This is a genomic window from Erythrobacter neustonensis, from assembly GCF_001663175.1.
Lineage (GTDB): Bacteria > Pseudomonadota > Alphaproteobacteria > Sphingomonadales > Sphingomonadaceae > Erythrobacter > Erythrobacter neustonensis.
Window position 1 is genome coordinate 1,898,899 of record NZ_CP016033.1, and the last position, 26,786, is coordinate 1,925,684.

At 65.5% G+C, this 26,786-nt stretch carries 23 protein-coding genes; 12 read left to right on the forward strand and 11 right to left on the reverse strand.

What is annotated here, in order from left to right; translation table 11 throughout:
- Nucleotides 1-77 precede the first annotated feature (77 nt).
- The 4 genes from A9D12_RS08710 to A9D12_RS08725 all read left to right on the forward strand — a co-directional run bounded on the left by A9D12_RS08710 (nt 78) and on the right by A9D12_RS08725 (nt 9,014).
- The gene (locus A9D12_RS08710) at nt 78-1,340 is read left to right on the forward strand and encodes a threonine ammonia-lyase (protein ID WP_068350926.1); all 1,263 of its coding nucleotides are present in this window, start codon (nt 78-80) and stop codon (nt 1,338-1,340) included.
- A gap of 213 nt (nt 1,341-1,553) precedes the next feature.
- Nucleotides 1,554-2,399, forward strand: a complete 846-nt coding sequence (locus A9D12_RS08715; protein WP_068350927.1) for an arginyltransferase — start codon at nt 1,554-1,556, stop codon at nt 2,397-2,399.
- 61 nt (nt 2,400-2,460) lie between these two features.
- Complete coding sequence (locus tag A9D12_RS08720) at nt 2,461-4,773, forward strand: BamA/TamA family outer membrane protein (RefSeq protein ID WP_082925639.1); 2,313 nt, start codon at nt 2,461-2,463, stop codon at nt 4,771-4,773.
- Nucleotides 4,773-9,014 carry a translocation/assembly module TamB domain-containing protein gene (locus tag A9D12_RS08725; protein ID WP_068350928.1) on the forward strand — a complete coding sequence of 1,414 codons (4,242 nt, stop codon included), beginning with the start codon at nt 4,773-4,775 and terminating at the stop codon, nt 9,012-9,014. Before A9D12_RS08720 ends, A9D12_RS08725 begins: the two co-directional genes overlap by 1 nt.
- An 18-nt stretch (nt 9,015-9,032) precedes the next feature.
- Here A9D12_RS08725 and A9D12_RS08730 read toward each other — a convergent pair whose 3' ends face one another.
- Nucleotides 9,033-9,602, reverse strand: coding sequence for a lysozyme (locus tag A9D12_RS08730; protein WP_068350929.1), 570 nt, complete (start codon nt 9,600-9,602; stop codon nt 9,033-9,035).
- A 233-nt stretch (nt 9,603-9,835) separates the two neighbouring features.
- Between A9D12_RS08730 and A9D12_RS08735 the strand changes: the two genes are divergently transcribed.
- Nucleotides 9,836-10,042, forward strand: a complete 207-nt coding sequence (locus tag A9D12_RS08735; RefSeq protein ID WP_068350930.1) for a helix-turn-helix transcriptional regulator — start codon at nt 9,836-9,838, stop codon at nt 10,040-10,042.
- Complete coding sequence (locus tag A9D12_RS08740) at nt 10,039-10,695, forward strand: hypothetical protein (RefSeq protein ID WP_197489800.1); 657 nt, start codon at nt 10,039-10,041, stop codon at nt 10,693-10,695. The genes A9D12_RS08735 and A9D12_RS08740 overlap by 4 nt, the downstream gene beginning before the upstream one ends.
- Nucleotides 10,696-10,705: 10 nt before the next feature.
- Here the strand turns inward: A9D12_RS08740 and A9D12_RS08745 are convergent, their stop codons facing one another.
- From A9D12_RS08745 to A9D12_RS08775, 7 genes are all read right to left on the reverse strand, one after another.
- On the reverse strand, nt 10,706-11,665 hold the full coding sequence (locus A9D12_RS08745) for a calcium/sodium antiporter (protein WP_068350935.1): 960 nt from the start codon (nt 11,663-11,665) through the stop codon (nt 10,706-10,708).
- A 105-nt stretch (nt 11,666-11,770) separates the two neighbouring features.
- Nucleotides 11,771-13,204, reverse strand: coding sequence for a hypothetical protein (locus A9D12_RS08750; protein WP_068350937.1), 1,434 nt, complete (start codon nt 13,202-13,204; stop codon nt 11,771-11,773).
- Between the two features lie 117 nt (nt 13,205-13,321).
- A complete protein-coding gene (gene glnA, locus A9D12_RS08755; protein WP_068350939.1) occupies nt 13,322-14,731 on the reverse strand; it encodes a type I glutamate--ammonia ligase in 1,410 nt (469 codons plus the stop codon).
- Between the two features lie 82 nt (nt 14,732-14,813).
- Nucleotides 14,814-15,152 carry a P-II family nitrogen regulator gene (locus A9D12_RS08760; protein WP_068350941.1) on the reverse strand — a complete coding sequence of 113 codons (339 nt, stop codon included), beginning with the start codon at nt 15,150-15,152 and terminating at the stop codon, nt 14,814-14,816.
- 233 nt (nt 15,153-15,385) lie between these two features.
- A complete protein-coding gene (gene argC / locus A9D12_RS08765) occupies nt 15,386-16,315 on the reverse strand; it encodes an N-acetyl-gamma-glutamyl-phosphate reductase (RefSeq protein ID WP_068350946.1) in 930 nt (309 codons plus the stop codon).
- A 3-nt stretch (nt 16,316-16,318) separates the two neighbouring features.
- Nucleotides 16,319-16,666 (reverse strand): hypothetical protein, encoded by a 348-nt coding sequence (locus A9D12_RS08770; protein ID WP_231889583.1) that lies wholly within the window; start codon nt 16,664-16,666, stop codon nt 16,319-16,321.
- Between the two features lie 105 nt (nt 16,667-16,771).
- Entirely contained in the window at nt 16,772-18,169 is a 1,398-nt protein-coding gene (locus A9D12_RS08775; RefSeq protein ID WP_068350950.1) for a leucyl aminopeptidase family protein, read from the reverse strand.
- A 67-nt stretch (nt 18,170-18,236) separates the two neighbouring features.
- Here A9D12_RS08775 and A9D12_RS08780 point away from each other — a divergent pair, with 67 nt between their 5' ends.
- The gene (locus tag A9D12_RS08780; protein WP_156522848.1) at nt 18,237-19,163 is read left to right on the forward strand and encodes a PdaC/SigV domain-containing protein; all 927 of its coding nucleotides are present in this window, start codon (nt 18,237-18,239) and stop codon (nt 19,161-19,163) included.
- A gap of 32 nt (nt 19,164-19,195) precedes the next feature.
- The gene (gene map, locus A9D12_RS08785) at nt 19,196-20,023 is read left to right on the forward strand and encodes a type I methionyl aminopeptidase (RefSeq protein WP_068350951.1); all 828 of its coding nucleotides are present in this window, start codon (nt 19,196-19,198) and stop codon (nt 20,021-20,023) included.
- A 94-nt stretch (nt 20,024-20,117) separates the two neighbouring features.
- Here map and A9D12_RS08790 read toward each other — a convergent pair whose 3' ends face one another.
- Complete coding sequence (locus A9D12_RS08790) at nt 20,118-20,768, reverse strand: heme exporter protein CcmB (RefSeq protein WP_068350952.1); 651 nt, start codon at nt 20,766-20,768, stop codon at nt 20,118-20,120.
- Nucleotides 20,765-21,376, reverse strand: coding sequence for a heme ABC exporter ATP-binding protein CcmA (gene ccmA, locus A9D12_RS08795; RefSeq protein WP_068350954.1), 612 nt, complete (start codon nt 21,374-21,376; stop codon nt 20,765-20,767). The genes A9D12_RS08790 and ccmA overlap by 4 nt, the downstream gene beginning before the upstream one ends.
- Before the next feature lie 64 nt (nt 21,377-21,440).
- Between ccmA and A9D12_RS08800 the strand changes: the two genes are divergently transcribed.
- The gene (locus tag A9D12_RS08800; protein ID WP_068350956.1) at nt 21,441-21,740 is read left to right on the forward strand and encodes a 4a-hydroxytetrahydrobiopterin dehydratase; all 300 of its coding nucleotides are present in this window, start codon (nt 21,441-21,443) and stop codon (nt 21,738-21,740) included.
- A 131-nt stretch (nt 21,741-21,871) separates the two neighbouring features.
- On the opposite strand, the gene A9D12_RS08805 is transcribed toward A9D12_RS08800, so the two are convergent.
- Nucleotides 21,872-22,678 (reverse strand): SDR family oxidoreductase, encoded by an 807-nt coding sequence (locus A9D12_RS08805; RefSeq protein ID WP_068350958.1) that lies wholly within the window; start codon nt 22,676-22,678, stop codon nt 21,872-21,874.
- A 219-nt stretch (nt 22,679-22,897) separates the two neighbouring features.
- Between A9D12_RS08805 and A9D12_RS08810 the strand changes: the two genes are divergently transcribed.
- Genes A9D12_RS08810 through A9D12_RS08820 form a run of 3 tightly spaced genes read left to right on the forward strand, consistent with a single transcriptional unit; the run spans nt 22,898 to nt 26,767 of the window.
- The gene (locus A9D12_RS08810) at nt 22,898-24,547 is read left to right on the forward strand and encodes an NAD(P)/FAD-dependent oxidoreductase (protein WP_068354111.1); all 1,650 of its coding nucleotides are present in this window, start codon (nt 22,898-22,900) and stop codon (nt 24,545-24,547) included.
- 25 nt (nt 24,548-24,572) lie between these two features.
- The gene (locus A9D12_RS08815) at nt 24,573-24,986 is read left to right on the forward strand and encodes a GtrA family protein (RefSeq protein WP_068350960.1); all 414 of its coding nucleotides are present in this window, start codon (nt 24,573-24,575) and stop codon (nt 24,984-24,986) included.
- Entirely contained in the window at nt 24,983-26,767 is a 1,785-nt protein-coding gene (locus A9D12_RS08820; RefSeq protein WP_082925483.1) for a hypothetical protein, read from the forward strand. The genes A9D12_RS08815 and A9D12_RS08820 overlap by 4 nt, the downstream gene beginning before the upstream one ends.
- Nucleotides 26,768-26,786: the final 19 nt, after the last annotated feature.

Consider the following 26,786-nt stretch of genomic DNA (forward strand, 5'->3'; position numbering starts at 1 on the left):
GCACAGGAATTCCTTTTGCGGTTTGGGTGCGTGGCTGATTGCCCTTGGCTGCGCGAGGCTATAACCGGTTCGGCACCATGTCGACACAGCTTGCAGCAGCCAGCCCCAAGGGCGCCGCCGCCACTCCGGCGAATCTCACCATCGATGACGTGCGCGCCGCCGCGGCGCGGATCGGCGATGCGATCGTCCACACGCCGATGATGCATTCGATAACATTGTCGGAAATCACCGGCGCGGATATCTGGCTGAAGTTCGAGAACTTGCAATTCACCGCCGCTTACAAGGAGCGCGGCGCATTGAACGCGCTGCTGCTGCTGACGCAGCAACAGCGGAACCGCGGCGTGATCGCGGCATCGGCGGGCAACCACAGCCAGGGGCTGAGCTATCACGGAACGCGGCTGGGTGTGCCGGTCACAATCGTGATGCCGCGCACCACGCCGACGGTAAAGGTGATGCAGACCGAAAGCGTCGGCGGCAAGGTGGTGCTCGAAGGCGAAACCTTCGATGAAGCCTATGCCCATGCGCGCAAGCTCGAAGGCGAGTTGGGTCTGACCTTCGTTCACCCCTTCGATGATCCCGATGTGGCAGCCGGCGCAGGCACGGTCGCGCTCGAAATGCTGGCTGTGAAGCCCGATCTCGATTGCATCGTTACGCCGATCGGCGGGGGCGGGCTGATTTCGGGAATGGCGACCGTCGCCAAGGCGCTAAACCCCGATATCGAGGTCGTGGGTGTGCAGGCGGGCCTGTTCCCGAGCATGTTCGACCGGATCAAGGGCGCCAATCTGCCGTGCGGCGGCGATACGCTGGCTGAAGGCATCGCGGTCAAGCAGCCGGGCGATTTCACCTCGAAGGTGATTGCCGAGAAGGTCGACGATATCCTGCTGGTCGACGAGCCGGCGCTGGAGAAGGCGGTGGCGCTGCTGCTCCAGATCGAAAAGACCGTGGTCGAAGGTGCAGGCGCTGCCGGTCTTGCCGCGGTGCTGCGCAATCCTTCGCGCTTTGCTGGCAAGAGCATCGGGCTGGCGCTGTGCGGCGGCAATATCGACACGCGGCTGCTCGCCAATGTGCTGCTGCGCGATCTGGCGCGGCAGGGCAGGTTGGCGCGGCTGCGGATCACCTTGCAGGACCGCCCTGGCGCGCTGTTCCGGGTGATGCGCCTGTTCGACGAGCACAATGTCAACATCATCGAGATCTACCATCAGCGCATCTTCACCACGCTGCCCGCCAAGGGCCTGATCACCGATATCGAATGCGAGGCGCGCGACGCCGAACAGGTCGATCGGTTGGTCGAGGGCCTGCGCGCCAACGGTTACATCGTGCAGTTGGTCGAACTTGGCTGATAAATCGGGTATTTTCGGTCGGATAGTGCCGGGCGGCGCCCCCGGTTAGCACCGTTGCGGGTGCAGTTGCGCGGCGCCCGTGGGGTGATCGCGCAGATTTCGTGACATTTTCATGGTTAAGGCTCTTTCACCTGAGCGAAGGTGTGGGCATAAGATTTTCTTAACACTTTCGCTCACCGAAGCGATTCATCGCTCCAAGGACAGGCCCCACCCGTGACGGCACCGATCCGCTTCCCCCGCTTCTTCGTGACGAGCCCCGCGCCGTGCCCCTATCTGCCGGGCCGCAGCGAGCGCAAGGTCTTCACCGAACTGAAGGGCGCGCATTCCGATCAGTTGAACGAGGCCTTGGGCCGGATCGGGTTCCGCCGCAGCCAGACGGTTGCCTACCGACCGTCCTGCCTCGATTGCCAGGCCTGCGTTTCGGTGCGGGTGGTGGCGGGCAAGTTCCAGCCATCGTCCACGCAAAAGCGCGATCTGAAGCGCAACAGCGATCTCATCGTCACCGAATGCCGCCCGTGGGCGACCGACGAACAGTTCGAACTGCTTTCGCGCTATCTGGGGCAGCGTCATCCCGATGGCGGAATGTCGGCGATGGACGAACTCGATTACGCGGACATGATCGAGCATACTCCGGTAACCAGTGTGGTCACCGAATACCGCGAGCCGGGGCCCAACGGCAAACCCGGCCGGCTGGTGGGGGCATGCCTGACGGACCGTCAGGGCGACGGCCTGTCGATGATCTATTCATTCTACGACCCCGAACACCCCACCCGCGCGGGGTTGGGCAATTTCATTATCCTCGATCATATCCGCCGTGCCGCCGATGAGGCATTGCCCTACGTCTATCTGGGCTATTGGGTCGAAGGTTCCGCGCGCATGCAATACAAGGTTCGTTACCGCCCGCTTGAGCGGCTGACGCGCGATGGCTGGCAGCAGATGGCCTCCGACGAGCAGCACCGCCTGATCGCGGCAGCAACCGCACCGCGCAACGCACCGCGCGAAAGCCTCGCCAATGCACGGGGCAAGGATGGCCAGCCTGTCAAGTTCACGGCCGGTTGAGGTCCGCCGGCGGGCCGCGCTCCGCCTCGCCATCATCGTCGGACTGGGGCATGCTGCATGGATGCCCTTTGGTGCGTCGGCAGTCGCTGCTGTTTCGCGCGTTCAAGCGTCCGCGCAGGACGATGTCGAGCGTGAGGCCGCTCAACCTGCGCAGGCGCCGGCTGCCGCGTCTGCCGATCAAGCCGTCGCGGCGCAGGGCGCACCCGACCCTGCGCCGGTGCCGCAATCGCTTGATGACCTGATTCCCGAAGCCGCGGTTGCCGATCCGGAGGCGTGGGCTGCGACCGGGGTGGCCGATCCGGCGGCACCCGGCGAATTTGTCGAAGATCCCTTGGCACAGGCGCCCGATCCCGCGTTCGAGGCGGAATTTGCAGCACTCGGTGATCCATCGGCGCCTGCGCCTGTTGATGGCAACGCGGGCAGCGAGGCCGATGGCGAAACCGCACTTGCCGTTGGCGAAATCGAACCACTGCCGGCCGATCCGGAGCTTGAAGCACTGGCGAGCATTTCCGCGCCGGTGGTCGCCGACTTGCCCGAACTGACTGAAACCCGCATCAATTCAACCTTGGTGCTGGCGCTCCCCGCAGCGCCCGGAGCCTTCCCCGAAAAGGCCGAATTCGTCGAGCGTTTCCGTGATCTGTCGACGTTGCGCGAACTCGATGCCGGCGAAGATGCCGCGCCGCAGGTCGCCGCACGCGCACGCGCGGACGAGGAATTGCTGGGCGATATCCTGCGGACCTATGGCTATTACAGCGGTAATGTGGTGCGCCAGCTTTCGGGCGGCCGGCGCGCAGGGGCCGGAGCCGAAAGTCAAAGCGAAAGCGATGCCGAAGCCGCTTCCCGTGAACCCAGCGTGCGGTTCGATATTCTTCCCGGGCCGCGTTACAGTTTCGGTCGCATAGATCTTGGCGCGCTGCCCGCCTTGCCGCAGCCCGATGCGGTGCGGCTGACCAGCGCGTTCGCGATCAAGCCGGGCGATCCGCTTTACGCCGACCGTATTATCGAGCGCGAACTCGAACTGCGGGTCGCGCTGGGCGAAAGCGGTTATCCGTTCGCCCGCCTCGATGAGCCTGAACTGCTGATCGATCACGCGCGCGAAGAAGGTGATCTCACGCTTGATGTCCAGCCGGGCGGCAAATATGTGTTCGGCCCGATCATCAGCAGCGACCCGCGTTTCCTGTCCGGGCGGCATCTTGCTCGGATCGCGCGCTTCGATGAGGGCGATATCTTCCAGCAAAGCCTGGAAACCGATCTGAGGCGCGCGATCATCGCGACGGGGCTCGTATCGAGCGTGACCGTCACCCCGCGCGAAACCCGCGCACCAGCGGATGGCCGCCCGGGCGAGGTGGCGCTCGATGTGGCGCTGGAACGCGCGCCGCTGCGCACCGTGGCCGGCGCCATCGGTTACGGCACCGAGGACGGCTTCAAGCTGGAAGGGCGCTGGGAACACCGCAACCTGTTTCCACCCGAAGGTGCGCTGCGGCTGCGCGGCATTCTCGGAACGCGCGAGGCGCTGGCGAGTGTCGGCATCCGGCGCAACAATTTCCGCGGGCGCGATCAGGTTCTGACCGCGGATCTGTTTGCCAGCGACATCACCACGCAGGCAGTGGATTCGCGCGGATTCGGGATGCGCGCGACCTTCGAGAAGGTGTCGAACATCCTGTTCCAGAAGCCGGTCAGCTGGCAGGTGGGCGGCGAATTGCTCTACACCGACGAACGCAATCGCACCGCGCGAACCGCGCCCGATACCGTGGTGCCGCGGCAGACCTATCTGATCGGCGGGCTGTTCGGCAGCGTCACGCTGGATGCCAGTGACGATCTGCTCGACCCCACCGAAGGCTGGCGGACGACCATGTTCCTCGCGCCCGAAGTGTCGCGTTCGGACAGCACCGAGAGCTTCTATCTTCGTGCGCAGGGTGATGCGAGCTATTACCAGAGCCTCGGCGGCACGGTTCTGGCGGGCCGGGTGCGGGCCGCGACCATTCAGGGCGTATCGGCAGACGATATCGCGCCGTCGCGCAGGCTGTATGGCGGGGGCGGGGCATCGGTTCGCGGCTATGGGTTCCAGGGTGTCGGCCCGCGCGACGATCTCGGTAACCCCACGGGCGGGGCATCGCTCGTCGAGTTTGCGCTCGAAGCGCGAATCCCCACACCGCTGTTCGATGGCGCAATCGAGATCGTGCCCTTTGTCGACGGTGGCTCGGTCGCGCGCGGGTCGACCCCGGACTTCGACGAGATCCGCTTCGGTGCCGGGGTTGGTCTGCGTTACAAGACCACCTTCGGTCCGATCCGGGTGGATGTCGCAGCGCCGTTGAACCCGACCGCGTTCGACAGCCCTGTGGTGGTCTATGTCAGTCTGGGGCAGGCCTTCTGATGGCCGATCTGCGCAATCCGGATGGCGCACCCGTGGCTGAAACATCGCTTGCGCCGGCAAAGCGCAGCCGCGCACGCTGGGGCAAGCGCGCGGGGTGGATACTGGGGCTGCTGGTCGCCCCCTTCCTGCTTGCCGCGCTTTTTCTCGCCAGCCCGATCGGCAAACGTTTTATCGCCGACCAGATCGCGGCGAGCGCGCCGGCGTCCGGCTTGCGGATCAGCGTCGGACGGATCGAAGGCGATATCTACGGGCAGGCGGTGCTGCGTTCGGTGGTGCTGCGCGATCCCAAGGGCGTGTTTCTCACCATTCCCGAAGTCGCGCTCGACTGGCGGCCGCTGAACTGGCTGTGGAGCGGGCTTGATATTCGCGAAGTGACCGCGCGGCGTGGGCGGCTGACGCGGCTCCCCCAATTGCTTCCGGGCGATCCCGATGCGCCGCTGCTCCCCGATTTCGATATTCGCATCGACAAGCTGGTGATCGATGATCTGGTGATCGCGCGAGGCGTTGCGACACCGCAGGACGAACGCGCGGACATTACCGCACGGGTCGATATCCGGCAGGGCCGCGCGCTGATCGATGCCAAGGCGCAGCTTGGCGCGCAGGACCGGATCGCGCTGCTGCTCGATGCCGAGCCTGATGGCGACCAGTTCGAGCTGTCGGGCAATGCGCGTGCGCCGGCGGGCGGCGTGCTGGCCGGCCTAGCAGGGCTGCGGGAGGGCTACGCCGCGCGGATCGTCGGCGATGGCACGTGGGCGCGGTGGCGCGGGGCGGCCACCGCTCGAAAGATCGGCGTGCCCGATGCGCGGGTGGCAGCCTTCCAGATTACCAACGATGCCGGCCGCTATGGCCTGCTCGGACAATTGCGCGCTAGGCTTGCCGGCGACAGCATTGCAGCGCGCGCCTTGGGCGAGACCACGTCGATCGCGGCGAGCTTCACGCTTGCCGAATCGGTGATCGAAGGGCGCGGCGCGGCGGTTTCGTCAGGCGCCGATCTGCGTGTCGGCGGTGTGGCCGATCTGGCTGCCAAGCATATCGATGGCGCAAGGGTTTCGCTTGCAGTGCGCAACCCCGGCCTGTTCGGCAGCGCGCTGAAGGTCGAAGGAGGGACGCTGGTTGCCAATCTCAGCGGCGACTTCGCCGACCTTGCGATCAAGCATGAAATCGCAGTACGACGCCTGGAGCTAGCAGGCGGCGTGGCAGCCACAGGCCTTGCGCAGCAGGGCAGCGCGCTGTTCAAGGACGATGTTCTCACTGTCCCGCTGGCGCTCACAGCCAGCCGCGTCACGACGGGCAACGCGCAGGCCGATCCACGTCTGGTCGGTGGCAGGGCAACCGGCGTGCTGAGCTATGATCTGGCCCGCAATTATCTTTCGGCCGATCGCGCGCGGATCGTGTTTCCCGGGCTCGATGCGGCCTTGAGTCTGCGCGGCGATATCGGTGCCGGGGCCTATGCGGTGGCCGGGCCGATCGAGGCGCGCCGGCTGAAGGTCGATGGCGCAGGCGAGGTCACCGCCAATGCCAAGATCCTCGCCAAGTTCGGTTCCGCAGTCCCTTGGAGCCTGCGCGCCAATCTGGCCGGTGTGCTCAGCCGGATCGGCAATGCCACGATCGTCAATCTCGCCGGGAATCAGGTGCGCTTCAAGGGCGAGCTTGGCATGGGCGCAGGCCAGCCGATTATTTTGCGCAACACCACGATCACCGCACCGCGCCTGACCGCGCGCCTCGACAGCCGGATCGTTACCGGCGGCGGCGTGACCCGCACCGTGCTGGCTGGCAGCGGGCGACAGGCGCAATATGGCCCCTTCCGCTTCGACGCCGAAATCGCTGGCGACGGGCCGCGCGCAGTGTTGGTGCTGGCCGATCCCTATCCGGCTGCCGGGCTGAAGGATGTACGCATCGCGCTGGCCCCCAGTACCAACGGTTTCGGGCTGGACGTGGCGGGGCAATCGCTGCTCGGTCCATTCGATGGTGCGCTCGAACTGTTCCTGCCCGAGAATGCACCCACACGGATCGCGATCAACCGGCTCAATGTCTATCGCACCAACGTCAGCGGCGAGGTGGAGCTGCGCGACGAAGGGGTGGCAGGCGACCTCCGGCTGGCGGGGGGCGGGATCGATGGGACGCTCGCTTTCCGTCCCCAAGGCGGCGGCGCGATCGGCTTTGCGGTCGATCTGGCTGCACGCAATGCCAGCTTCGGCGGGGCGAGCCCGATCTTCATCCAGCGCGCCGACATCACGGCGACCGGGCGCTTTGCCGATGGCAACACCAACGTCGATGCCGATATTACCGCCGCCGGATTCGAATATGGCGGGCTGAGCCTCGCCAACCTTTCTGCCAAGGCTTCGATCGCCAATGGGCGGGGCAAGGTCACCGGTACGATGTCCGGTCGCCGTGCCGATCGTTTTGCGCTCAATTTCGATGCCAATGTCGCGCCCGGACAGATCGCGGCGGTCGCGCGCGGTCAATATGGCGATGCGCCGATCACGATGCCGCGCCGCGCGGTGTTGACCGCGCAGGATGACGGCGGATGGCAGCTTGCTCCGACGCAGGTCGGGTTCGGCGGCGGGTTCGTGATTGCCAGCGGCGCATTTGGCGGCGGCGCCACCGATCTCGAACTCAAGGTGTCGCGCATGCCGCTGAGGCTGCTCGATCTCGCCGGCTCCGACCTCGGGCTTGGCGGGCGGCTGACCGGGATCATTGATTACCGCCAGGTCGGGCGCGCTGCGCCGACCGCGCGCGCGCGGGGCCGGATCGACCGGTTCAGCCGGGCGGGGCTGGTGCTGTCATCCAAGCCCGTGAACGTGTTGGGTGTGATCGACGTCGGGGCAGACCGGCTTACGGCTGCCGCCCGCCTGTTCGAAGGCGATGCACGGCGCGGCGATCTGACCATGACGATTGGCGGGATGGGTAGCGGCGGCGCGCTGGGGGATCGTGTGATGCGCGGCCAGCTCGACGCGCGACTGATCTTTGACGGTGCGGCCGAAACCCTGTGGCGGCTGGCCGCAATCGAAGTGTTCGATCTTGCCGGACCGCTCAAGGTCAACGCGCGCGCCAGCGGCACTTTGGAACGGCCGCGGATCACTGGCACTCTGGCAAGCGACGACCTGACGGTGCAAAGCACGCTGACCGGCACGCGGGTGACCAAGGTGGCCGCGCGCGGACGGTTTGCCGGTTCGCGCCTCGAATTGAGCCGGTTTGCCGGGCAAACTTCGGGCGGCGGCACGATCAGTGGCAGCGGGACGGTCGATCTCGGCGGGATGAGCGCGGTGCGCGGCCCGACGCTCGATCTGCGCGCCGCGGTCAAGCAGGCAAGGCTGCTCGATGCCAACGGGCTTCAGGCCACGATCACCGGGCCCTTGCGGATCGTTTCGAACGGGATGGGCGGGACGATCGCCGGGCGGGTGCGGATCGACCGGGCGCGCTGGGCGCTGGGCAATGCCGACGAGAACCGCGCGCTTCCCCGGATCGCCACGCGCGAGATCAACGGCGAAGGGCGCGGGCGGCAGGAAGTATCCGGCCGCGATGCGCAGTGGCGCTACCTCGTCAACGCGGCCGCACCCAACCGGGTCGCGGTGGAAGGGCTCGGGCTCGAAAGCGAGTGGGGAATCGATATTGCACTGCGCGGCACGGTTGCCGATCCGCGCATCGGCGGGACCGCTCGGCTGGTGCAAGGCGATTATACCTTTGCCGGCAACCGGTTCGAGCTGACCCGGGGGCGCATCCTGTTCGACGCGGGCGAACCGATCAATCCGCGGCTCGATGTGGTCGCCGAAACGCAGAAGAACGGCATCAATGTCGAAATTGCGATCACCGGCAATGCGCAGTCGCCGAGCATCGCATTTTCAAGCGATCCCGCATTGCCCGAGGAGGAAATTCTTGCCCGCCTGCTGTTCGGCGGTTCGGTGACATCACTTTCGGCCACCGATGCGGTGCAGCTTGCCGCCGCGCTGGCCGCGCTGCAGGGCGGCGACGGCGGGCTCGACCCGATCGGGACGCTGCGCCGTTCGATCGGTCTCGATCAGCTGCGCATCATCAGCGCCGATCCGCTGATCGGTCGCGGCACCGGGATCGCGATCGGCAAGAACATCACGCGCAAGATCTATGTCGAGCTGGTCACCGATGGCCGCGGTTACAGCGCCACCCAGATCGAATACCGCATCACCAGCTGGCTGGCCTTGCTGGGAACGGTATCGACCATCGGCCGCGATTCGGTGCTGGTGCAGGCCAGCCGCGACTACTGACCCGAAGGCACGGCGGGCTCAGTCCGCGTCGCTGAGGTAAAGCTCGACCTCGGCGGCGCGGCGATACACCAGCCCGCGCAGCACTGTGCCCGATGCGCGGGTCCAGCGTGCAAATTCGCGGGCCGCGCCAGTGTGATCGCCCGCATTGTGCCGCTTGGTCAGCGTCGCGCGGCCGATTGCGCCGGTGTTGTAGTGGAAGCTGACCAGTGCGTCGAACTGGGCCTGCGTGGTCGACGCCGGCCCGATCGCTCGCGCAACCTCGGCAGCATAACGGCTGACATCCTGCGCCAGGCGAAGGTCGCATTGCGCCTGCGTCCAGCGGGTGTGCGGTCCGATCCGGCCTCCATTGAACCGATCAAGCCCCGTCGCGCCCCATCCGATGGTCCAAGGCTCCCCGCCCGAGCCCGGATCGGGATAGGCTTCGATCATTCCGTCGGTCCGGAGGCGAGCACAGCCTTCGAACCGTTTGATGAGGGCAATCCCGGCAGGGCTCACCACGCGGCTGCGATCGGGAATTGCGCCGACGGCAGGCAGGGCGGCCAGCTTGCGCAGCAATTCGCGAAAAGGGCTGGACGGTTGATAGGGCATCACGAAACGCCTCCGATAATCACAGACAGGGGCGACCGATTCAGCAGCTTGCATGCAAGTAGGAAAATGATTTTGCGGGCCACACTAGTGCAGGACGGAGCGAGGGAGTGACAAGAGCTCTTGACTGACAAGAACTCTTGTCTGTAAAGAGCTCTTGTCAGCGACGCCCGCGAAATAAATGTGTGGGGTGCACGCCTCTGACAGCATTCACCGCCCCGGAGACCGGCACGCCAGTGGAAAATCGTCTGAAGCAATACCGCGAGGCGCAAGGCTGGAGCCAGGGCGAACTTGCCCGCCGGCTGGGCGTGTCGCGGCAGACGATCAACGCGGTCGAGACCGACAAGTATGACCCTTCGTTGCCGCTCGCATTGCGGATGGCGCGGTTGTTCGCGGTGCCGGTGCCCGAACTTTTCATCGATCATTGGGAGCCAGAGGCATGATTATGGAAGACAAGTCCCCGCAGACGCAGCGGTTCATCCGCAAGATCATCCTGCCCGCGCTGATCGGCGGTGTTGTCGGCTTCGCCGCGGCTTCGGGCGTGCTGTCGGTGATGGACAGCAAGACCATCGGCACATTCGACGAATCGGCAGTGGTCGCGGCGCTGGTCGGATCGCTCTATCTCGTGATCGGCGCCGGCGTGTGGGTCGGCGCGCTACGCCCCAAGGTGGGCGCGCATTTCCTCAACGTCGAAGATGCCGATGAACTGCGCGAACAAAAGAAGGTGCTCACGCTTTCGGGCGCGGCAATGGCGCTCTGGGGTGTAAGCCTTGTCGCCTTGGCACTTGCCGCGCCTGCCGGTGTGTTGCCGCAGGCTGCCGCCTTGACGATTGGCGCAGGCGGGCTGGTGCTGGGCGGAGTGATTTCGGTATCGGTCTACCGCGCCTGCGACGAGCTGATGCGCGCCATCAACCTGGAGGCAGGGGCGATCAGCTATGGTCTGGTCATGCTGATCGCCGGCGGCTGGGCGATGCTGGCTCACCTTGGCTATGCCGGTGCCCCGAAGCCGCTCGATCTGCTCAGCCTGCTTTATGTGCTCGTTCTCGTCGCGAGTTTCATCGTGATCGGCAAGCGCGGGATGCTGGCCCCGCGCTGACCGGCCCCGATTACCGCATCACCAGAAATGCGGTGTATGCTGCATAGATCAGCACCAGCAGGCCGCCCTCGGCCCGTGACAGCCGCCAGCCGCTGCGCAACTGCACAAGCAGCAAGGCTGTCACCGCGAGCATGACCCACACATCGAAGCGCGCGATTTCCTCAGGGATCGTGATCGGCTTCACCATGGCGGTGATGCCGAGGATACCGAGGATATTGTAGATGTTCGAGCCGACGACATTGCCCAGCGCGACATCCTCGTGCTTGCGCAAGACCGCGATGACACAGGCGATCAATTCGGGCAGCGATGTGCCGACGGCCACCACGGTCAGGCCGATCACCGCTTCGGACAGCCCCGCGGCGCTGGCGAGCACGACGGCACCATCGACCAGCCAGCCGGCACCGAAGATCGCTGCTGCCAGGCCGGCAATGATCATCCCGATCAAAAGGATCGGTGCGGTGGTTGCGGGCACGGGATGTTCGGCAGCTTCGGCCTCATGGCGTGCGCCTTCGGGGCAGGGAGCGGCGCTCTCGGTCTTGTAAGCCCAGTACAGATACCCGACGAGGCAGGCGATCAAGATGATGCCGATCACAGGTCCGATCACCCCCGTCAACACCGCGCCGGTGCACAGCAACGCCGAACCGCCCAAGGCAATCGAATCGCGCTTGAAAGACGCAGGATTGACCGACAAGGGCAGAATGAGGGCCGATACGCCGAGGATGAAAAGGATATTGGCGATGTTCGAGCCGATGACATTGCCGACCGCAATTCCGGGTGATCCGGCCATTGCAGCCTGAATGCTGGTCGCCAATTCCGGGGTCGAGGTTCCGAAGCCGACAATCGTCAGGCCGGCCAGAAGCGGCGAGATGCCCAGCCTGGTGGCCATTCCGACGGAACCGCGCACCAGCAATTCACCCCCGATCGCCAACAGCACCAGCCCTGCGGCCACAAGCAGGATCGCGTTCGTCATTCAGCCCCCAAATCAGCAATGCGGGCCACACCCTTGTGCAGCCAACCAGCGTGATAAAGTCTCGCGGCGATGAAAGGTTTCACCGCGTCATCAGGGTGAAGTGCCTCAGGGCCGGAACTTGCGGTGTTCGCCCGCCCACCAGGCGACGAAACTGACATAGGAGGGCCACAATTCCTTGCTTGGCCGCGCGCTGGCGGTGGCCTTTTCGGGATCACCCCAATCTTCGCGCTGAACGGCGTAGATCCGGCGGTCTTTCTTCCACAACACATACCACGCGCCCTGCGGATCGCTCCAGTCGGCGCGTTCCTCGCTTTGGGCGATGGGGATGAAGTCCGGGTGCAGGCCGAACGTGTCACGGAGCAATTGCGTCCAGCCTTTCAGCCCCATGTGTCCCTTGCCCAGCGGATCGGCGAGGTGGATATGCGTGCTGTCGTTGAGGATCGCGTCCATCCGGTACGCCCGCATCAGGTCGAGCGCCGCGCGGTCCCTGTCCCAGCCGAGATCTTTCATCGCCTTGGCGACCCTGCCAGCCTCCCGCACCGGGCGCACCGCATCGCGCGGCGTGCCATCCCAGCTATCGCGCTGTTCGCCTAGGCAGATGTCGATGAACCGTCGCGCGGATCGTGTATCGGCGATGATGCCGGTTGTTGTGTCAGCGGCGGGCAGGGGGGCTGCCACGATTGCGAGGTGGCCGTTGGCGGGCTGTGTGGTTACCGCCGCTTGACCGACGGGGGCGGTGCCGGGCCAGCTGTGCCGATAGGTTCCTTCCCAGCCGATCCGCTTGAGGATCGCGGCAAACAGGTAATCGATCATCAATGTGTTGTCGGTGTAACCTTCGACGTGCCCGCCGAGGTAATTCTTGCCTGCGCGTGCGGTGAACATCGCTTCGTGTGCGGAAAGCATCGCAGCGTCCGAGGCGAAACCCCCGGTCAGCGCCTTTACGTAGACCTCGTATTCCTTGAGCTTGGTCTTGGCAAAACGGCGCTTGAGCCATGCGTCCTCGGCCGCCTGCCATGCGCCCAGATTGAAATCCTCCCCGGTTCGGCAGGCATCGAGCAGCGCGTTGTCGAACCAGGGCGAAAAACCCTGTTCGAATGCCGACAGCGGGGCCGCACCGTCGAGCGGTTCATCGAGCAGGATCGCGGCGATCTTGGCATAGGCATCGGCGCAATGGTGCTTCGGCGGATAGGGAGCATCATGTGCGATCGCCGCCAGCTGCCGGCGTTCGTGGCGTTCGAGCGTGTTGCGCAGATAGAATTCGGCCTTCGCCAGATCGCCTTGGCCCCAGTAGAGCACGGCGACCTCGAAGTTGTCGGCGATCTGCGAGCTGAGATTGAAGATCGCAAGCTCGATCTCGCCGCCTGCAAGCTGGCGTTCGACAAGCTGCGTGAAGGTCAGCCCGTCCCACGCTTCGTTGGGCGCTTCGAGATGTTCAAGCCGGATATCAAGCAGATACTCCACCCGGCTCATCCGGTCGCGCCGCTCCCAGATGTCCGAAGGCGCGGGCGTGCCGCGGCGCAAAATGTCGAACAGCCCCATGCGTCAAAAGCTAATGCCAGCAGGGCGGGCCGACAATCGGCAATTGCGCGCAGCCCATGAAAAAGGGCGGAAGGATCGCTCCTCCCGCCCCATTCAATCCTGTCCGGCTGGACCGGATTACATCGAATAATACATGTCGAACTCGACCGGGCACGGCGTGGTTTCGGTGCGGATCACCTCTTCCCACTTGAGCTCGCAATAGCTTTCAATCTGGTCCTTGGTGAACACGTCGCCCTTCAGCAGGAATTCGTGGTCGGCAGCAAGGCTGTCGAGCGCTTCGCGCAGCGAGCCGCACACGGTCGGCACCTGGGCCAGTTCGGCCGGCGGCAGATCATAAAGGTTCTTGTCCATCGCCTCGCCCGGGTGGATCTTGTTCTCGATCCCGTCGAGCCCGGCCATCAGCAGCGCCGCATAGCACAGGTAGGGGTTTGCCATCGCGTCGGGGAAGCGGAACTCGACGCGCTTGGCCTTGTCGCCCGTGCCGTAAGGAATGCGGCAAGACGCCGAGCGGTTGCGCGCCGAATAGGCGAGCAGCACGGGGGCCTCGAAGCCCGGCACCAGCCGCTTGTAGCTGTTGGTGGTGGGGTTGGTGAAGGCGTTCAGCGCCTTGGCATGCTTGATCACGCCGCCGATGAAATAGAGGCACATTTCCGACAGACCGGCATATTCGTTGCCGGCAAACATCGGCTTGCCATCCTTCCAGATCGAGATGTGCGTGTGCATGCCGCTGCCGTTGTCGGCCTTGATCGGCTTGGGCATGAAGGTCGCGGTCTTGCCATAGGCATGCGCGACCTGATGCACGACATACTTGTAGATCTGCATCCGGTCAGCGGTCTGCACCAGCGTGCCGAAGGTCAGGCCCAATTCGTGCTGGGCTGCGGCGACTTCGTGGTGGTGCTTGTCGCAGGGCAGGCCCATTTCGAGCATGGTCGAGACCATCTCGGCACGGATGTCGACCGCGCTGTCGACCGGCGCGACGGGGAAGTAACCGCCCTTGGCGCGCGGACGGTGGCCCATGTTGCCGCCATCGTATTCCTTCGACGTATTGCCCGGCAGTTCGATATCGTCGATCGCAAAGCCCGAACCGGCATAACCGTCTTCGAAGCGCACGTCGTCGAACATGAAGAATTCGGCTTCGGGGCCGACATAGACCGTGTCGCCGATCCCGGTCGACTTGAGGTAGGCTTCCGAACGCTTCGCGGTGGTGCGCGGGTCGCGGCTGTACCAGTCGCCGGTCGAAGGCTCGACGATGTCGCAGTTGATGACCAGCATCGGCGTCGCGCTGAAGGGATCGATCCAGGTTTCGCTGAGGTCGGGCTTCAGGATCATGTCGGATTCGTTGATCGCCTTCCAGCCGGCAATCGACGAACCATCGAACATCAGGCCGTCTTCAAGCTCGTCTTCGCCCATGACGCCCGCGACCATGGTGAGGTGCTGCCACTTGCCCTTGGGATCGGTGAAGCGCAGATCGACCCACTCGATTTCCTCGTCCTTGATCTTCTTCAGGACGTCTTTTGCTTTCGACATTTGCGTAGTGCCTCCGGTTTTATAGCAGTTTTTCGTCTTGCCGGCCCGCCGGATCGGCAGGGCAGGAGAGGGTTGGGAAAAATCAGATTGCGTCGTCGTTGGTTTCGCCGGTGCGGATGCGCAGCGCGCTTTCGATCGCGGTGACGAAGATCTTGCCGTCGCCGATGCGCCCGGTCTTGGCAGCCGCCGCGATGGCTTCCACCACGCGTTCGGCCTGATCGTCGGCAACCACGACTTCAAGCTTCACCTTGGGCAGGAAGTCGACAACATATTCGGCGCCGCGGTAAAGCTCGGTATGGCCCTTCTGACGGCCGAACCCCTTGGCTTCGGTGACCGTGATGCCCGACACGCCGATTTCATGCAGCGCCTCTTTCACTTCGTCGAGTTTGAAAGGCTTGATGATCGCTTCGATCTTTTTCACGTCGTCCCCTGCCGTTCAGGCCTGTCTGCGCCTGGCTGATTGGTGGCCGACCCAATACAAGAATCGTGCCAAGCCCATAAGGTGAAAGCCTTGAACGATCCTTGCCGCTTGAAGACTCAAGGGGAGGGATGTCTTTCGCCGATGAGGGGCGGTTAGCAAGATTATGGTGCGCCGCGCAATGGTGCACAGCATCAGATCAACGCATGCCTAAATTTTAAGCATGGGTGCGGTGATTAGAGGCGCAGACCCGTTGTTTCGGGCAGGCCGCACATGATGTTGAGGTTCTGGATCGCCGCGCCCGACGCGCCCTTGCCGAGGTTGTCGAGCCGCGCGATCAACCGTGCCTGCGAACCATCCGCACTGCCGAACACGTGCAGCGCACTCCCGTCCCACGGCGCAGCCGAGCGATGGAGCAGCAATTCGGCCGGTGCCTCGCCTTCAGGTGCGACCGTGACCACCGCGCTGCTGCCGTAAAATTCGGCGAGGGCTGCGTGCAGCGCCCCGGGCTGCGGCTGGCCCGGCAGCGCCGTCAGCGGCAGCGGCACATCGACCAGCATGCCGCGGTGTGCCGGAATGACCGACGGCGAAAATACCGGCGCATGGGTCAAGCCCGCATAGGCCTGCATCTCGGTCAGATGCTTGTGCCCCAGCGCCAGACCATAGGCGCGGAAGGCGATTGTCGGGTCGGCCTCGAAGCGGTCGATCAGCGCGTTGCCGCCGCCCGAATATCCGCTCACCGCATTGACCGAATAAGGGAAATCCGTGGGCAGGTGGCCCGCACGCACCAGCGGCGCGATCAAGGCAAGGAAGCCTGTGGGGTAGCACCCCGGATTGCTCACGAATTGGGCATCGGCGATTGCGGCATGGCCGACGATCTCGGGAAAACCATAGGTCCACCCTTGCGCCACGCGGTGCGCAGATGACGCGTCGATGATCCGGACATCGGAGCCCTGCGCGAGGGTTACCGCGGCCTTCGCCGCTTCGTCGGGCAGGCACAGGATCGCAATGTCGGCGGCGTGCAGCGCATCGCGCCGCGCGGTCTCGTCCTTGCGCTGCGCATCGTCCAGCACGATCAGATCGAACTCGCTACGCCCCTGCAAACGCTCGCGGATTTCAAGGCCGGTGGTGCCTGCCGCACCGTCGATGAACAGGCGGATCGCCACGCGTCAGGCAGCGGTCTGCGGGGCAAGTTCGCCCATCCGGCACCACCCCGAAGGCCCTTGCGGACCGGGGCAGCCCCACACCCATTCCCCCGCAACATCGAGCAGCTCGAAACGGCTGCCCGCAGGCAGAGTAACGAACACCTCGGCATCGGCGCGCGGGGTCAGCCTCAGACCCGCCCCGGCTTCGCCGACGGTGTGGATATGGGGGATCACGTAATGCGCGGACAGGTGCGTCCCGGCGAGCGCCATGTGCGCCAGATCGCCGCGCAGCGGCAGCGTGCCGGGCGCAGGGCGTTCGACCGGGCCTTTCAGACCCAGCACGCCTTGGGGCACTGCGTAATCACTGTCCATGGGCGTCGCGCCGCTCATCTGCTTTCCCGATACTGGTAGCGCCGCAGCTCTCCCCAGAGCGCGGCGTGGCAGGGCCGTTAGCGCCAAGCGGGACGCGGGGCAAGCTCAGGGCGCGTATCGCGCGCGGATCGCATGCCACGATGCGCGCAGCCCAAGCCCTCTGCCTCCGCGGGCGCGGCCCGGTTTGGGGGTGGGGGACCAGGCGAAGGTGTCGAAATGCACCCAGTCGATTCCCTCGCCCACGAAGCGGTCGAGAAACAGTCCGGCGACGCTTGCCCCGGCATAGGGGTTGGCTGCCGAGTTCGCCATGTCGGCGACATCGGAAGCAAGGTATTCGCGGTAGCCATCATGCAACGGCAGTCGCCAGGCGGCATCGTCATGCGCTTTGCCTGCGGCGAGAAATTCGTCTGCCGTCGCATCATGGCGCGCGAACAGCGCAGGCAGATCAGGACCGAGCGCAACCCGCGCGGCGCCCGTCAGCGTGGCGAAATCGACGATCAGATCGGGATTTTCCTCCGACGCGCGGGTCAACGCATCGCCCAGGATCAACCGCCCTTCGGCATCGGTGTTGTCCACCTCGACCGTCAGGCCCTGCCGCGTCTTCAGCACGTCGCCGGGGCGAAAGGCATTGCCCGAAATCGCATTTTCGACTGCCGGAACAAGCAGATGGAGCCGCACTTTCAGCCGCGCGTCCATCACGAGGCCTGCCAGCGCAATGGCATGGGCAGCACCCCCCATGTCCTTTTTCATCAGCCGGCTGCTAGCGCCCGGCTTGATGTTCAGACCCCCGCTGTCGAAGCACACGCCCTTGCCGACCACTGCCAGCACCGGATGCGCAGGATCGCCCCAGACAAGATGCATCAACCGCGGCGCGTGGTGGCGCGCGGCGGCGCGGCCCACGGCGTGGACCATCGGGTATTCCTGTTCGAGCGCATCGCCGCGCACCACGGTGAGTTCGGCGTTGTGCGCCTTGGCCAGCCGTTCGCATTCGGCTTCGAGCGCGGCGGGGCCCATGTCTTCAGGCGCGGTGTTGACCAGATCGCGCAGCAGACATTCGGCTGCCGCTTCAGCGACTTGCGCATCGATTTGCCCGACCTGCGCGGTCAGCAGCACGCGGGGCCCCTGCACCTTGTCCTCGCTCTTGTAGCGGGTGAAGCGGTGCTGCCCGGTGATCCAGCCGAACATCGCGGGCCCCGGGCCAGCGCCTTCGCTTTCGGAAGCGAGCCGGTAGATGCCTTCGGGCAGTTCCTCGGCGAGCTTCGCAAGGCACCAGCTCGACAGGCTGTCGGGGTTGGCGACACCGCTGACGACGAACCAGGAATCGCCATCGGGAACAATGGCATACTGGTATCCCGCGCCTTCGAACTTCTGCCCTGCCAGCACCGCGCGCTGGCCGGCGGAGAGGCGCTTGGCAAAGTCGCTGAAGCTTTCCTTGTTGACGAGGTGGATCGCAATTGCGTCTTCGCCGCGGTCGGGGCGGATCAGGGCTTTGGCTTCGCTCATTCCCGTTCCATAAGCCTTGCCTGCCCAATGTCACCAGTGGATTCGGGCATGGCACGGGAGAGCGATCATGACACCGGCAATGTTTCACGTGAAACAGCGCGATTTCGGCACCCCAAACGGTGTCTGGCAGGGGTCTAACCGGGATCAAACCCGGATCAAGAAGGCGCGAACCGCGCTTTTGATGGTGGCAAGCGCGGTCATGCTCGCTGCCTGTTCCTCGCCCGAGGAGATCGCGCAAGGCACCGCAACCGCGCAGGCCACCACCGCCGCAGCGCAGCCGCCCGCACCTCCGACGCCGCCGGCCGTGGACGCAGCGAAGGTTGAATTCACCGACAATGCCGCCGATGGCGAGGCCAAGCGCGAGTTTGCTTACGGCTGGCCCGCCGAAGCCGCCGCGATCCCAGCGCTTGCCGCGCGGCTGACCGCCGACCGCGACAAGCTGCTTGCCGAACAGAAGGCCGACTGGAGCAGCGCATTGAAGGAGTTCGGCAACAGCGACTGCATCGGCTGCGTCAACCGCGATTTTTCCAAGACGTGGGAAGTGGTCGCCAACCTGCCGCGCTTCCTGTCGCTGTCCTACGGTTTTTACGCCTACACCGGCGGCGCGCATGGCAACAGCGCATCGGGCGGTCTGGTGTGGGACCGCGAGGCGGATGCAGCGGTCGAACCACGCGCCTTCTTCACTTCGGCCAAGGCGATGCAGGATGTGCTGGGCCCGCGCTGGTGCAAGGCGTTGTCGGGTGCGCGCCGTGCCAAGATGGGGGGCGAGGGCCCGGTCGATGAAAGCACCTTCCCGTGCCCGCCGATCGCCGATCTCACCGTGCTGCTGGGATCGAAGGGCAAAACCGGCTTCGACCGGATCGGGTTGATCGCCGATCCCTATGTCGCAGGCTCCTATGCCGAAGGCGATTACGAGGTGACCATCCCCGTCACCGCCGATATCCTCGCGATCGTCAAACCCGAATACAAGGCGGCTTTTAACCTCGGAAAGTAGCAATCCGGCCAAGGCTGCGCTATGTAAGGGCGATGCACGATTATCAACTCGTTGACGGCGACAAGACCGTCTACCGCGATGGCTCCATCAAACTGCACACCCCCGAAGGGTTCGAGGGCATGCGCAAGGCCGGGCGGCTGGCCGCTGAAATTCTCGATGCCTGCGCCGAGATGGTGCAGCCGGGCGTCACCACGGGCAGCATCGACGATGCGATCCGGGGAATGATGCTCGATGCGGGCGCGGTGCCCGCAACGCTGGGTTACCGCGGCTATGCACACAGTTCGTGCATTTCGATCAACCATGTGATCTGCCACGGGATTCCGGGCGACAAGGTGCTGAAGGATGGCGACATCCTCAACATCGACGTGACCCCGCTGGTCGATGGCTGGCACGGCGACACCAGCCGGATGTTCTTTGCCGGCGAACCTTCGATCAAGGCGCGCAAGCTGGTCGAGGTGACCTATGAATGCCTGATGCTGGGCATCGCGGCGGCGCAGCCCGGCGCGCGACTGGGCGATATCGGCGCCGCGATCGAAGCCCATGCCAGCCAGTATCGTTACGGCGTGGTGCGCGAGTTCTGCGGGCATGGTCTTGGCCGCCTGTTCCACGATGCGCCCGAAGTGGTCCATGCGGCGAAAGCCGGCACCGGACCGGAACTGCGCCCGGGAATGTTCTTCACGATCGAACCGATGATCAACCTCGGCAAGCCCTGGGCCAAGGTGCTGGGCGATGGCTGGACCGCGGTGACGCGCGACAAGAGCCTTTCGGCGCAGTTCGAGCATTCGATCGCGATCACCGAAACGGGCAACGAGATCTTCACCAAGAGCCCGACCGGACGCGACTGCCCGCCTTACGTTTGAGGCAGTGCCAATAACGCCTCCCCGGGCTTAGGCCACACCGGGGAGGCGCATATCTCAGGTGCCCCTTGATCCCGCCCGCGTGCGGCTTATCGCATCAATTCTCGCGGGCGGCGCGGATCGCGGCTCCGGCGGCGAAGGGCGCTGCGGCGACAAGGGCAAGACTGATCGCGCCGACGAAGCCGATGCTGACCGGGTCCGACCGTGCAAGCGCGCCTGCCCCGAAAATCAGGATCGGGAGCGCGAGCGGGATCAGCAGCAGCCCTGAAAGCGCCGCACCTGCGCGCAAGCTGGCGGTGAGCGCGGCGATCATCAGCCCGATTGCGGCAAGGCCCGGTGTGCCCGTGAGCAGGCCGAGCAGCAGGATGGTGAAGGTTTCGCCCTCGATCTTGAGCAGCGCGGCAGCGGGGAAGGTGGCGAGCAGCAGCGGCGGGCCGAAACTGAGCCAATGGGCGAGCAATCGCACTGCCATCATCGCCTCTTCGGCCACCCCGCGCAGTTTGAGCTGGTCGAAAAAGCCCAGCTGGATGTCGCGCGCGACCAGCTTTTCCAAGGGCAGGATCGCGGCAAGCAGCGCGCCGATCCACACCACCCCGCCGCCGGTTTTCGCCAGCACATTGGCATCCGGCCCGACGGCAAAGGGAAACAGCATCGCCACCGCGACGAAGAACACCGTGGGCAGCGCCGCGCCGCTGCCGGTGAAGGGGAAGAACTGCGCCAGATCGCGGCGGAGAAGGGATGCAATCATGCCGCGTCCTCCGTTTCGGCAGGCGCGAAATCCTCGATGGCAAGCCGTGTCATCCCCGGCACGTCGAGCGGCTGGTGCGAGGCGATCAGCGCGATCCCGCCGGCTGCGCAGTGATCGCGCACCAGTTCGCCGACGAGGCTTTGCGATGCGGTATCGAGGCCGCTCAAAGGCTCGTCGAGCAGCCAGATCGGCGCCGCCTGTCCCAGCACGCGGGCCAAGGCTGCGCGCTTGGTCTGCCCGGTCGACAAATAGCGCACGGGCACTTCGGCAAGCCCATCGAGCCGCAGCCGCGCGAGGATCGCGGGCGTGTCGTCCGCGCGGTCGAGTGCGAACCAGAACGCCAGCGCGCGGGCCAGCGGCAGGTCGGGATCGAGCCCGGTGCGCTCGCCCAGCAGCGCCAGCGCGCCGTCGCGGTTGACGCGCCCGGCATAGGGGGAGGTCAGCCCGGCGAGCGCGCGGATCAGCGTGGTCTTGCCCGCGCCGTTCGCGCCCGTCACATGGCACGCCGCGCCCGCATCGAGCCGGAACGACAGGCGCCGGAACAACAGGCGGTCCCCGCGCCGGCAGGCGAGATTTTCAGCCGCGAGAAAGGGGGAGGGCGCTTGCATTGGACCCAAGCGTTAGGGAAAAGGGCCGCCCCAAACAAGCGACCCCGTTCAAGGAATTGCCCCGATGTCCGTGCCCGAACTTGCCGCCGAAGAAACCGCCGCATTGCTGGCCGCGCATCCCGACTGGGCGAGCGCACGCGATGGCAAGGCGATTGCGCGCACGTTCCTGTTCAAGGATTTTTCCGAGGCCTGGGGCTTCATGAACCGCGTCGCGCTGCTCGCCGAAGCACAGGACCATCACCCCGAATGGTTCAACGTCTACAACCGGGTCGAGGTGACGCTGACCACGCATGATGCGGGCACTGCGGGAGGGCTGTCCGCACGCGATGCCAAGATGGCAGCGGCGATCGATCGTCTTCTTTGAGGAGCGTGTCCCATCCGGGACGCGCGTTCCTCGCTCACGCGGCCTGACGGCCGCATCGCTGCGGGCGGCCGTTCGGCCTTGCGGTCACTGGCGCGACCGTTCAGCGCCTCTTTGCAAGACAGGCGGACCTGTTACCGCCCCAGCGGCCTCGAACTGCCGCGCAGCTGCTTGCGCACCTTGCCCGGCATCCAGCGCTTGGCAAAGGCCATCCGCTTTGCCGTCGCGCCGACGAAATAGTCGAGCTTGCTGCCGTGCACCGCGTCCCAGATCGCTTCGGCGACGCGTTCGACCGGAGTGATCTCCAGCCCCGCTGCGCGCACATTGTCGCGGATCGCGATGTTCGACTTGCGGTTGCCCGTGCCGTTCAGCAGCGGGGTTTCGATGAAGCCCGGGCACACCGAGGCGACCGTGATCCCGTCCGCCGCCCATTCGGCATCGAGGCTTTCACTGACCGCGCGCACCCCGAACTTGGTCGCGCAGTACACGCTCATCCCCGCGCTGCCCGCGATACCGGCGGCGCTGGCGATGTTGACCAGCGCCGATCCCGGCCCGGCGGCCTTGAGATAGGGGTAGGCGGCCTGCGCACCGTAAAGCACGCCCTTCAGGTTGATATCGAGGCAGCGGTCGATTTCCTCTGGGTCGAGTTCGGACAGCGAGCCGCCCGTGCCGATCCCGGCATTGTTGACCAGCACATCGATCCGCCCGCCCGCCGCCGCGGCGAAGCTTGCCAGCGCGCTGTCCCATGCCGCCCGGTCGCGCACGTCGAGCCTGCCCGACCATTTCGCCGAGCCCGCAACCTGCGCCAGCGTTTCGGCCATGCCGTCTTCGGAAATGTCCGCCACCCCGACGAACCATCCGGCTTTTGCAAAATGCAACGCGGCGGCGCGTCCGATGCCCGATCCGCCGCCGGTGATGAAAATGCTGCGCTGCTGGCTCATGGATATTGCCTCTTCCCGATTGTCGTTTGCGTGCAGGTCTAGAGCGCCCGCGCGCGCTTGTCAGCCATCAGCTTGCAGCAGTGCACCGCTGCCGCAGCATCGTTCCGCTCCGGCCAGATTTTGCCGCAGATGGTTAGGATGAATTAACCATTTTGCAGATAGGACACCTCACATCCGGGTGCGGGGCATTGCGGGACATACGTGGGGAAAATGGACGACATGGACAACGAGGCCGGCCCGATTGCAGCAGACCTTCCGGGCGTGCTGAATGTCGACGTGGTGATCATCGGGGCCGGGCCTGCCGGGCTGACCGCAGGCTACCAGCTGACCAAGGCGGGCAAGACCGTCGCGATCATCGAGCAGGACCCGGTCTATGTCGGCGGGATCAGCCGCACGGTCGAACACGAAGGCTACCGCTTCGACATCGGCGGACACCGTTTCTTTTCCAAGTCGCAGGCTGTGGTCGATCTGTGGAACGAGATCCTGCCTGACGATTTCATCCAGCGCCCGCGGATGAGCCGCATCTATTACGAGGGCAAGTTCTACTCCTACCCGCTGCGCGCCTTCGAGGCGCTGGGCAATCTGGGCATCCTGCGTTCGACCGCGTGCATGGCAAGCTACCTGTGGCGCCGCGCGTTCCCGATCCGGGAGGTGAAAAGCTTCGAGGACTGGACCACCAACCAGTTCGGCGAAAAGCTCTATTCGATCTTCTTCAAGACCTACACCGAGAAGGTGTGGGGCATGCCCTGCAACGAAATGAGCGCGGACTGGGCCGCGCAGCGGATCAAGGGCCTGTCCCTGATGGGCGCAGTGGTCGACGGGTTGAAGCGCAGCCTTGGTCTCAACAAGCGGCCCAATGACGGGCAGGCGGTCAAGACCCTGCTCGAAACCTTCCGCTATCCGCGGCTTGGCCCGGGCATGATGTGGGATGCCGCGCGCGACAAGATCATCGCCAGCGGCAAGGGGCAGGTGCTGATGGGCCACAGCCTCGACCGGCTGGCGAGCGACGGGCAGGGCGGCTGGTCGATGACCGCGCAAGGCACGCAAGGTCTGGTGCAGATCCGCGCCGCCCATGCGATCAGCTCGGCACCGATGCGCGAACTGGCCAAGCGTTTGCACCCGCTGCCCGCCACCACGCTGGAAGCGAGCCGCTTGCGCTACCGCGACTTCCTGACCGTGGCGCTGATGATCGACAGCGAAGACCTTTTCCCCGACAACTGGATCTACATCCACGACAGCAAGGTGAAGGTCGGCCGGGTGCAGAACTTCCGCTCGTGGTCGCCCGAAATGGTGCCCGATGAAAAGGTCGCCTGCGTGGGCCTTGAATATTTCTGCTTCGAAGGCGACGGGCTGTGGTCCGCGCCCGATGCCGAGCTTGTCGAACTGGCGAAGCGCGAGATGGAAATCCTCGGCCTGGTCGATCCGGCCAAGGTGATCGGCGGCGCGGTGGTGCGACAGGAAAAGGCATATCCGGTCTATGACGAGGATTACGCCGCCAATGTCGCCGCGATGCGCCGCGAACTCGAAGCGCGCTTCCCGACGTTGCATCTGGTCGGGCGCAACGGGATGCACCGTTACAACAATCAGGATCACGCGATGATGACCGCAATGCTGACCGCGGAAAATATCCTTGCCGGTCGCCGCGTCTATGACACTTGGTGCGTCAACGAGGATGCCGAGTATCACGAGGCGGGCGAGGAAGGCGCGCAGACCGATCTGCTCGCACCCGAAAGCGATCCGGCGACCCGTCCGCTCACCCCCGATCAGATCGCAGCGCTGACCAGCCTGCGCGGCGTTCCCGAGCCTCTGGCATCCGCGCCCGGCGCCGCCGGCACGCGCGAAGGACAGCCGCAGCGCAAATCGGCATAGGGCGGAAGTTTCGATGGTGCGTGGCATGGCTCACCCGCTGGCGATGCTGGCGCAGCGTGCGGGTGATATCCGCTTTCTGCGCTATCTGGGGGCAAGCGTGGGTGCGCTGGCGGTGGATGCGGCGGTGATGTTCGCATTGATCGGCGGCGAGGTGATGGCCCCGCTCGCCACGGCGCTGGGCTATTCGCTGGGGATTGCGGTCCACTGGCTGCTTTCGAGCCGGCTCGTGTTTCGCGAAGGTGTTGCTGCCACGGGCCGCGCGCGCACCGCGCAAAAGGCGAGCTTCGTCGTTTCGGCCGTTGCCGGCCTGGTGCTGACCACGCTGATCGTCAGCGCCGCACAGATGGCCGGGCTCGATCTCAGGATCGCCAAGATCGCGGCAATCGGGGCAAGTTTCCTGCTGACCTATGCCCTGCGCGCGCATATCGTCTTTCGATGAACGCCGGACTTGCGCAGGCCGGATCGGTGGTGCAGCGCCGCCCGGTGCCGGCGATCACGCTGATCTGGGCGCTGGTGGCAGTGCTGCTTGCGGCGCTATCGCCGGGTCTTACGCAGCGCAGCTTTCCCGATGTCGATGATGCGCTCCGGCTGGTGCAGGTGCGCGATCTGCTGGCGGGGCAGGGCTGGTATGACCTCCACCAATACCGGCTGACCCCGCCCGAAGGCACGCTGATGCACTGGTCGCGGCTGGTCGATCTGCCGCTAGCTGCGGCGATCGCGTTGTTGTCGCTGGCGATGCCGGTGGGCGATGCCGAATTTCTTGCCGCCGTTGCGGTGCCGCTGCTGCTGCTGCTTGGCACCATGCTGTTCGTCGGCGATCTGGTGTGGCACCGGCTTGGCCGTCTGCCCGCGGTGCTGACCTTGCTGGCCTTCGTGCTGGTGCCGGTGCTGCCGGGCCAGTTCCAGCCGATGCGGATCGATCACCACGCCTGGCAGGTGCTCAGCGTGGCGGCCGCCTTGTGGGCGATATTCCGCAAGGATCCGCAGCGCGGGGGGGCAATCGCGGGGCTCGCGATGGCAGCCGGCCTGATGATCTCGCTGGAAACGATCGTGATGGCGGCCGGATTTGCCGCAGTGCTCACGCTGCGCTGGCTGCTCGATCCTGCGCAGCGGATGTGGCTGGTGCGCTATGTTCAGGCGCTCGCCACGGGGCTGGTGGTGTTGTTCGCGCTGACCCGCGGGCTGCCCGATCTGGCGGCGCATTGCGATGCGATCTCGCCCCCGCATCTGGCGCTGTTCGCGCTGGTGGCGATCGGGGCGAGCTTGCTTGCGGTCCCCGCGCACCTGCATCCGGCGGTGCTGATCGGCGGGCTCGGGGCAAGCGCGCTGTGCGGGATTGTGGTCATCGCGTCGACCGCGCCCGCCTGCCTTGCGCCGCCATTCGCCGGGCTTGATCCGGTGGTGCAGAAATACTGGTATGTGCTGATTGCCGAAGGGCAGCCGCTGTGGCGCCAGCCGCCGGGTGAGGCGTTGCCGGCGGCGCTGCAATGCCTGGTGGCGGTCGCGGTTGCGGCATGGGCTGCGCTCAGAGGCGCGGTGCAGCACCGCGTCTTCTGGCGCGATCTGGCGGTGGTGATGGCGGTGGCGGCGCTCGCCGGGTTTGCGACCCAGCGCTCGCTTGCCTTTGCCGGGCTGGTCGCGGCGATCCCGCTGGGCTGGCTGGCGGCGCAGTTGATCGCGCGCTGGCAGGCCACGCCGCGGATCGGACCCAAGCTTGGCGTGGCGGCCGTGCTGTTCGCGGCATTTCTGCCCGGTGCGCTGGTCGGCCCGCTGCTTGGCGCTGCCGGTGTGCAGGACGCGGGCGCATCCGCCGCGCCCGCCACGACAACGCAATGCGCGCTGCCCGCCAACTTGCGGCGGCTTGATGCGCTGGGCTCGGCGACGATTTTTACCACGCTCGATTTTGCGCCGCTGGTGCTGGCCTATTCGCACCACGGGGTTGTCGCATCGAGCCACCACCGCGCCGAACGGGCGATGCGCGATGTCATTGTCGCCTTCACCCGCGAACCCGAAACCGCGCGCGCGATTGTCGCGGCCCGCGGGGCGCAGTTCGTAGCGATCTGCCCGTCGGTGGGGGACGCGAAGGTTTACCGCACCGTCGGCGGGACACGCAGCCTCGCAGCGCAGCTTGCCGCCGGAACGCCGCCCGCGTGGCTCGAACGCGTCGATGTGGGCGCGGCGGGCGGTCTGATGGTCTGGAAGGTTGTGCCCGCGCGCTGATCCCGCGCCGCGCCGGGGG

What these genes read in the sequence shown, in the direction of transcription:
- A9D12_RS08810 (WP_068354111.1), top strand. Translation starts at nt 22,898, where the DNA reads ATGGACAACGAGGCCGGCCCGATTGCAGCAGACCTTCCGGGCGTGCTG.
- A9D12_RS08800 (WP_068350956.1), top strand. Translation starts at nt 21,441, where the DNA reads ATGTCCGTGCCCGAACTTGCCGCCGAAGAAACCGCCGCATTGCTGGCC.
- A9D12_RS08750 (WP_068350937.1), bottom strand. Translation starts at nt 13,204, where the DNA reads ATGGGGCTGTTCGACATTTTGCGCCGCGGCACGCCCGCGCCTTCGGAC.
- A9D12_RS08815 (WP_068350960.1), top strand. Translation starts at nt 24,573, where the DNA reads ATGGCTCACCCGCTGGCGATGCTGGCGCAGCGTGCGGGTGATATCCGC.
- A9D12_RS08740 (WP_197489800.1), top strand. Translation starts at nt 10,039, where the DNA reads ATGATTATGGAAGACAAGTCCCCGCAGACGCAGCGGTTCATCCGCAAG.
- map (WP_068350951.1), top strand. Translation starts at nt 19,196, where the DNA reads ATGCACGATTATCAACTCGTTGACGGCGACAAGACCGTCTACCGCGAT.
- A9D12_RS08720 (WP_082925639.1), top strand. Translation starts at nt 2,461, where the DNA reads ATGCCCTTTGGTGCGTCGGCAGTCGCTGCTGTTTCGCGCGTTCAAGCG.
- ccmA (WP_068350954.1), bottom strand. Translation starts at nt 21,376, where the DNA reads ATGCAAGCGCCCTCCCCCTTTCTCGCGGCTGAAAATCTCGCCTGCCGG.
- A9D12_RS08805 (WP_068350958.1), bottom strand. Translation starts at nt 22,678, where the DNA reads ATGAGCCAGCAGCGCAGCATTTTCATCACCGGCGGCGGATCGGGCATC.
- A9D12_RS08790 (WP_068350952.1), bottom strand. Translation starts at nt 20,768, where the DNA reads ATGATTGCATCCCTTCTCCGCCGCGATCTGGCGCAGTTCTTCCCCTTC.
- A9D12_RS08710 (WP_068350926.1), top strand. Translation starts at nt 78, where the DNA reads ATGTCGACACAGCTTGCAGCAGCCAGCCCCAAGGGCGCCGCCGCCACT.
- glnA (WP_068350939.1), bottom strand. Translation starts at nt 14,731, where the DNA reads ATGTCGAAAGCAAAAGACGTCCTGAAGAAGATCAAGGACGAGGAAATC.
- A9D12_RS08775 (WP_068350950.1), bottom strand. Translation starts at nt 18,169, where the DNA reads ATGAGCGAAGCCAAAGCCCTGATCCGCCCCGACCGCGGCGAAGACGCA.
- A9D12_RS08725 (WP_068350928.1), top strand. Translation starts at nt 4,773, where the DNA reads ATGGCCGATCTGCGCAATCCGGATGGCGCACCCGTGGCTGAAACATCG.
- A9D12_RS08730 (WP_068350929.1), bottom strand. Translation starts at nt 9,602, where the DNA reads ATGCCCTATCAACCGTCCAGCCCTTTTCGCGAATTGCTGCGCAAGCTG.
- A9D12_RS08820 (WP_082925483.1), top strand. Translation starts at nt 24,983, where the DNA reads ATGAACGCCGGACTTGCGCAGGCCGGATCGGTGGTGCAGCGCCGCCCG.
- A9D12_RS08780 (WP_156522848.1), top strand. Translation starts at nt 18,237, where the DNA reads ATGACACCGGCAATGTTTCACGTGAAACAGCGCGATTTCGGCACCCCA.
- A9D12_RS08770 (WP_231889583.1), bottom strand. Translation starts at nt 16,666, where the DNA reads ATGGACAGTGATTACGCAGTGCCCCAAGGCGTGCTGGGTCTGAAAGGC.
- A9D12_RS08745 (WP_068350935.1), bottom strand. Translation starts at nt 11,665, where the DNA reads ATGACGAACGCGATCCTGCTTGTGGCCGCAGGGCTGGTGCTGTTGGCG.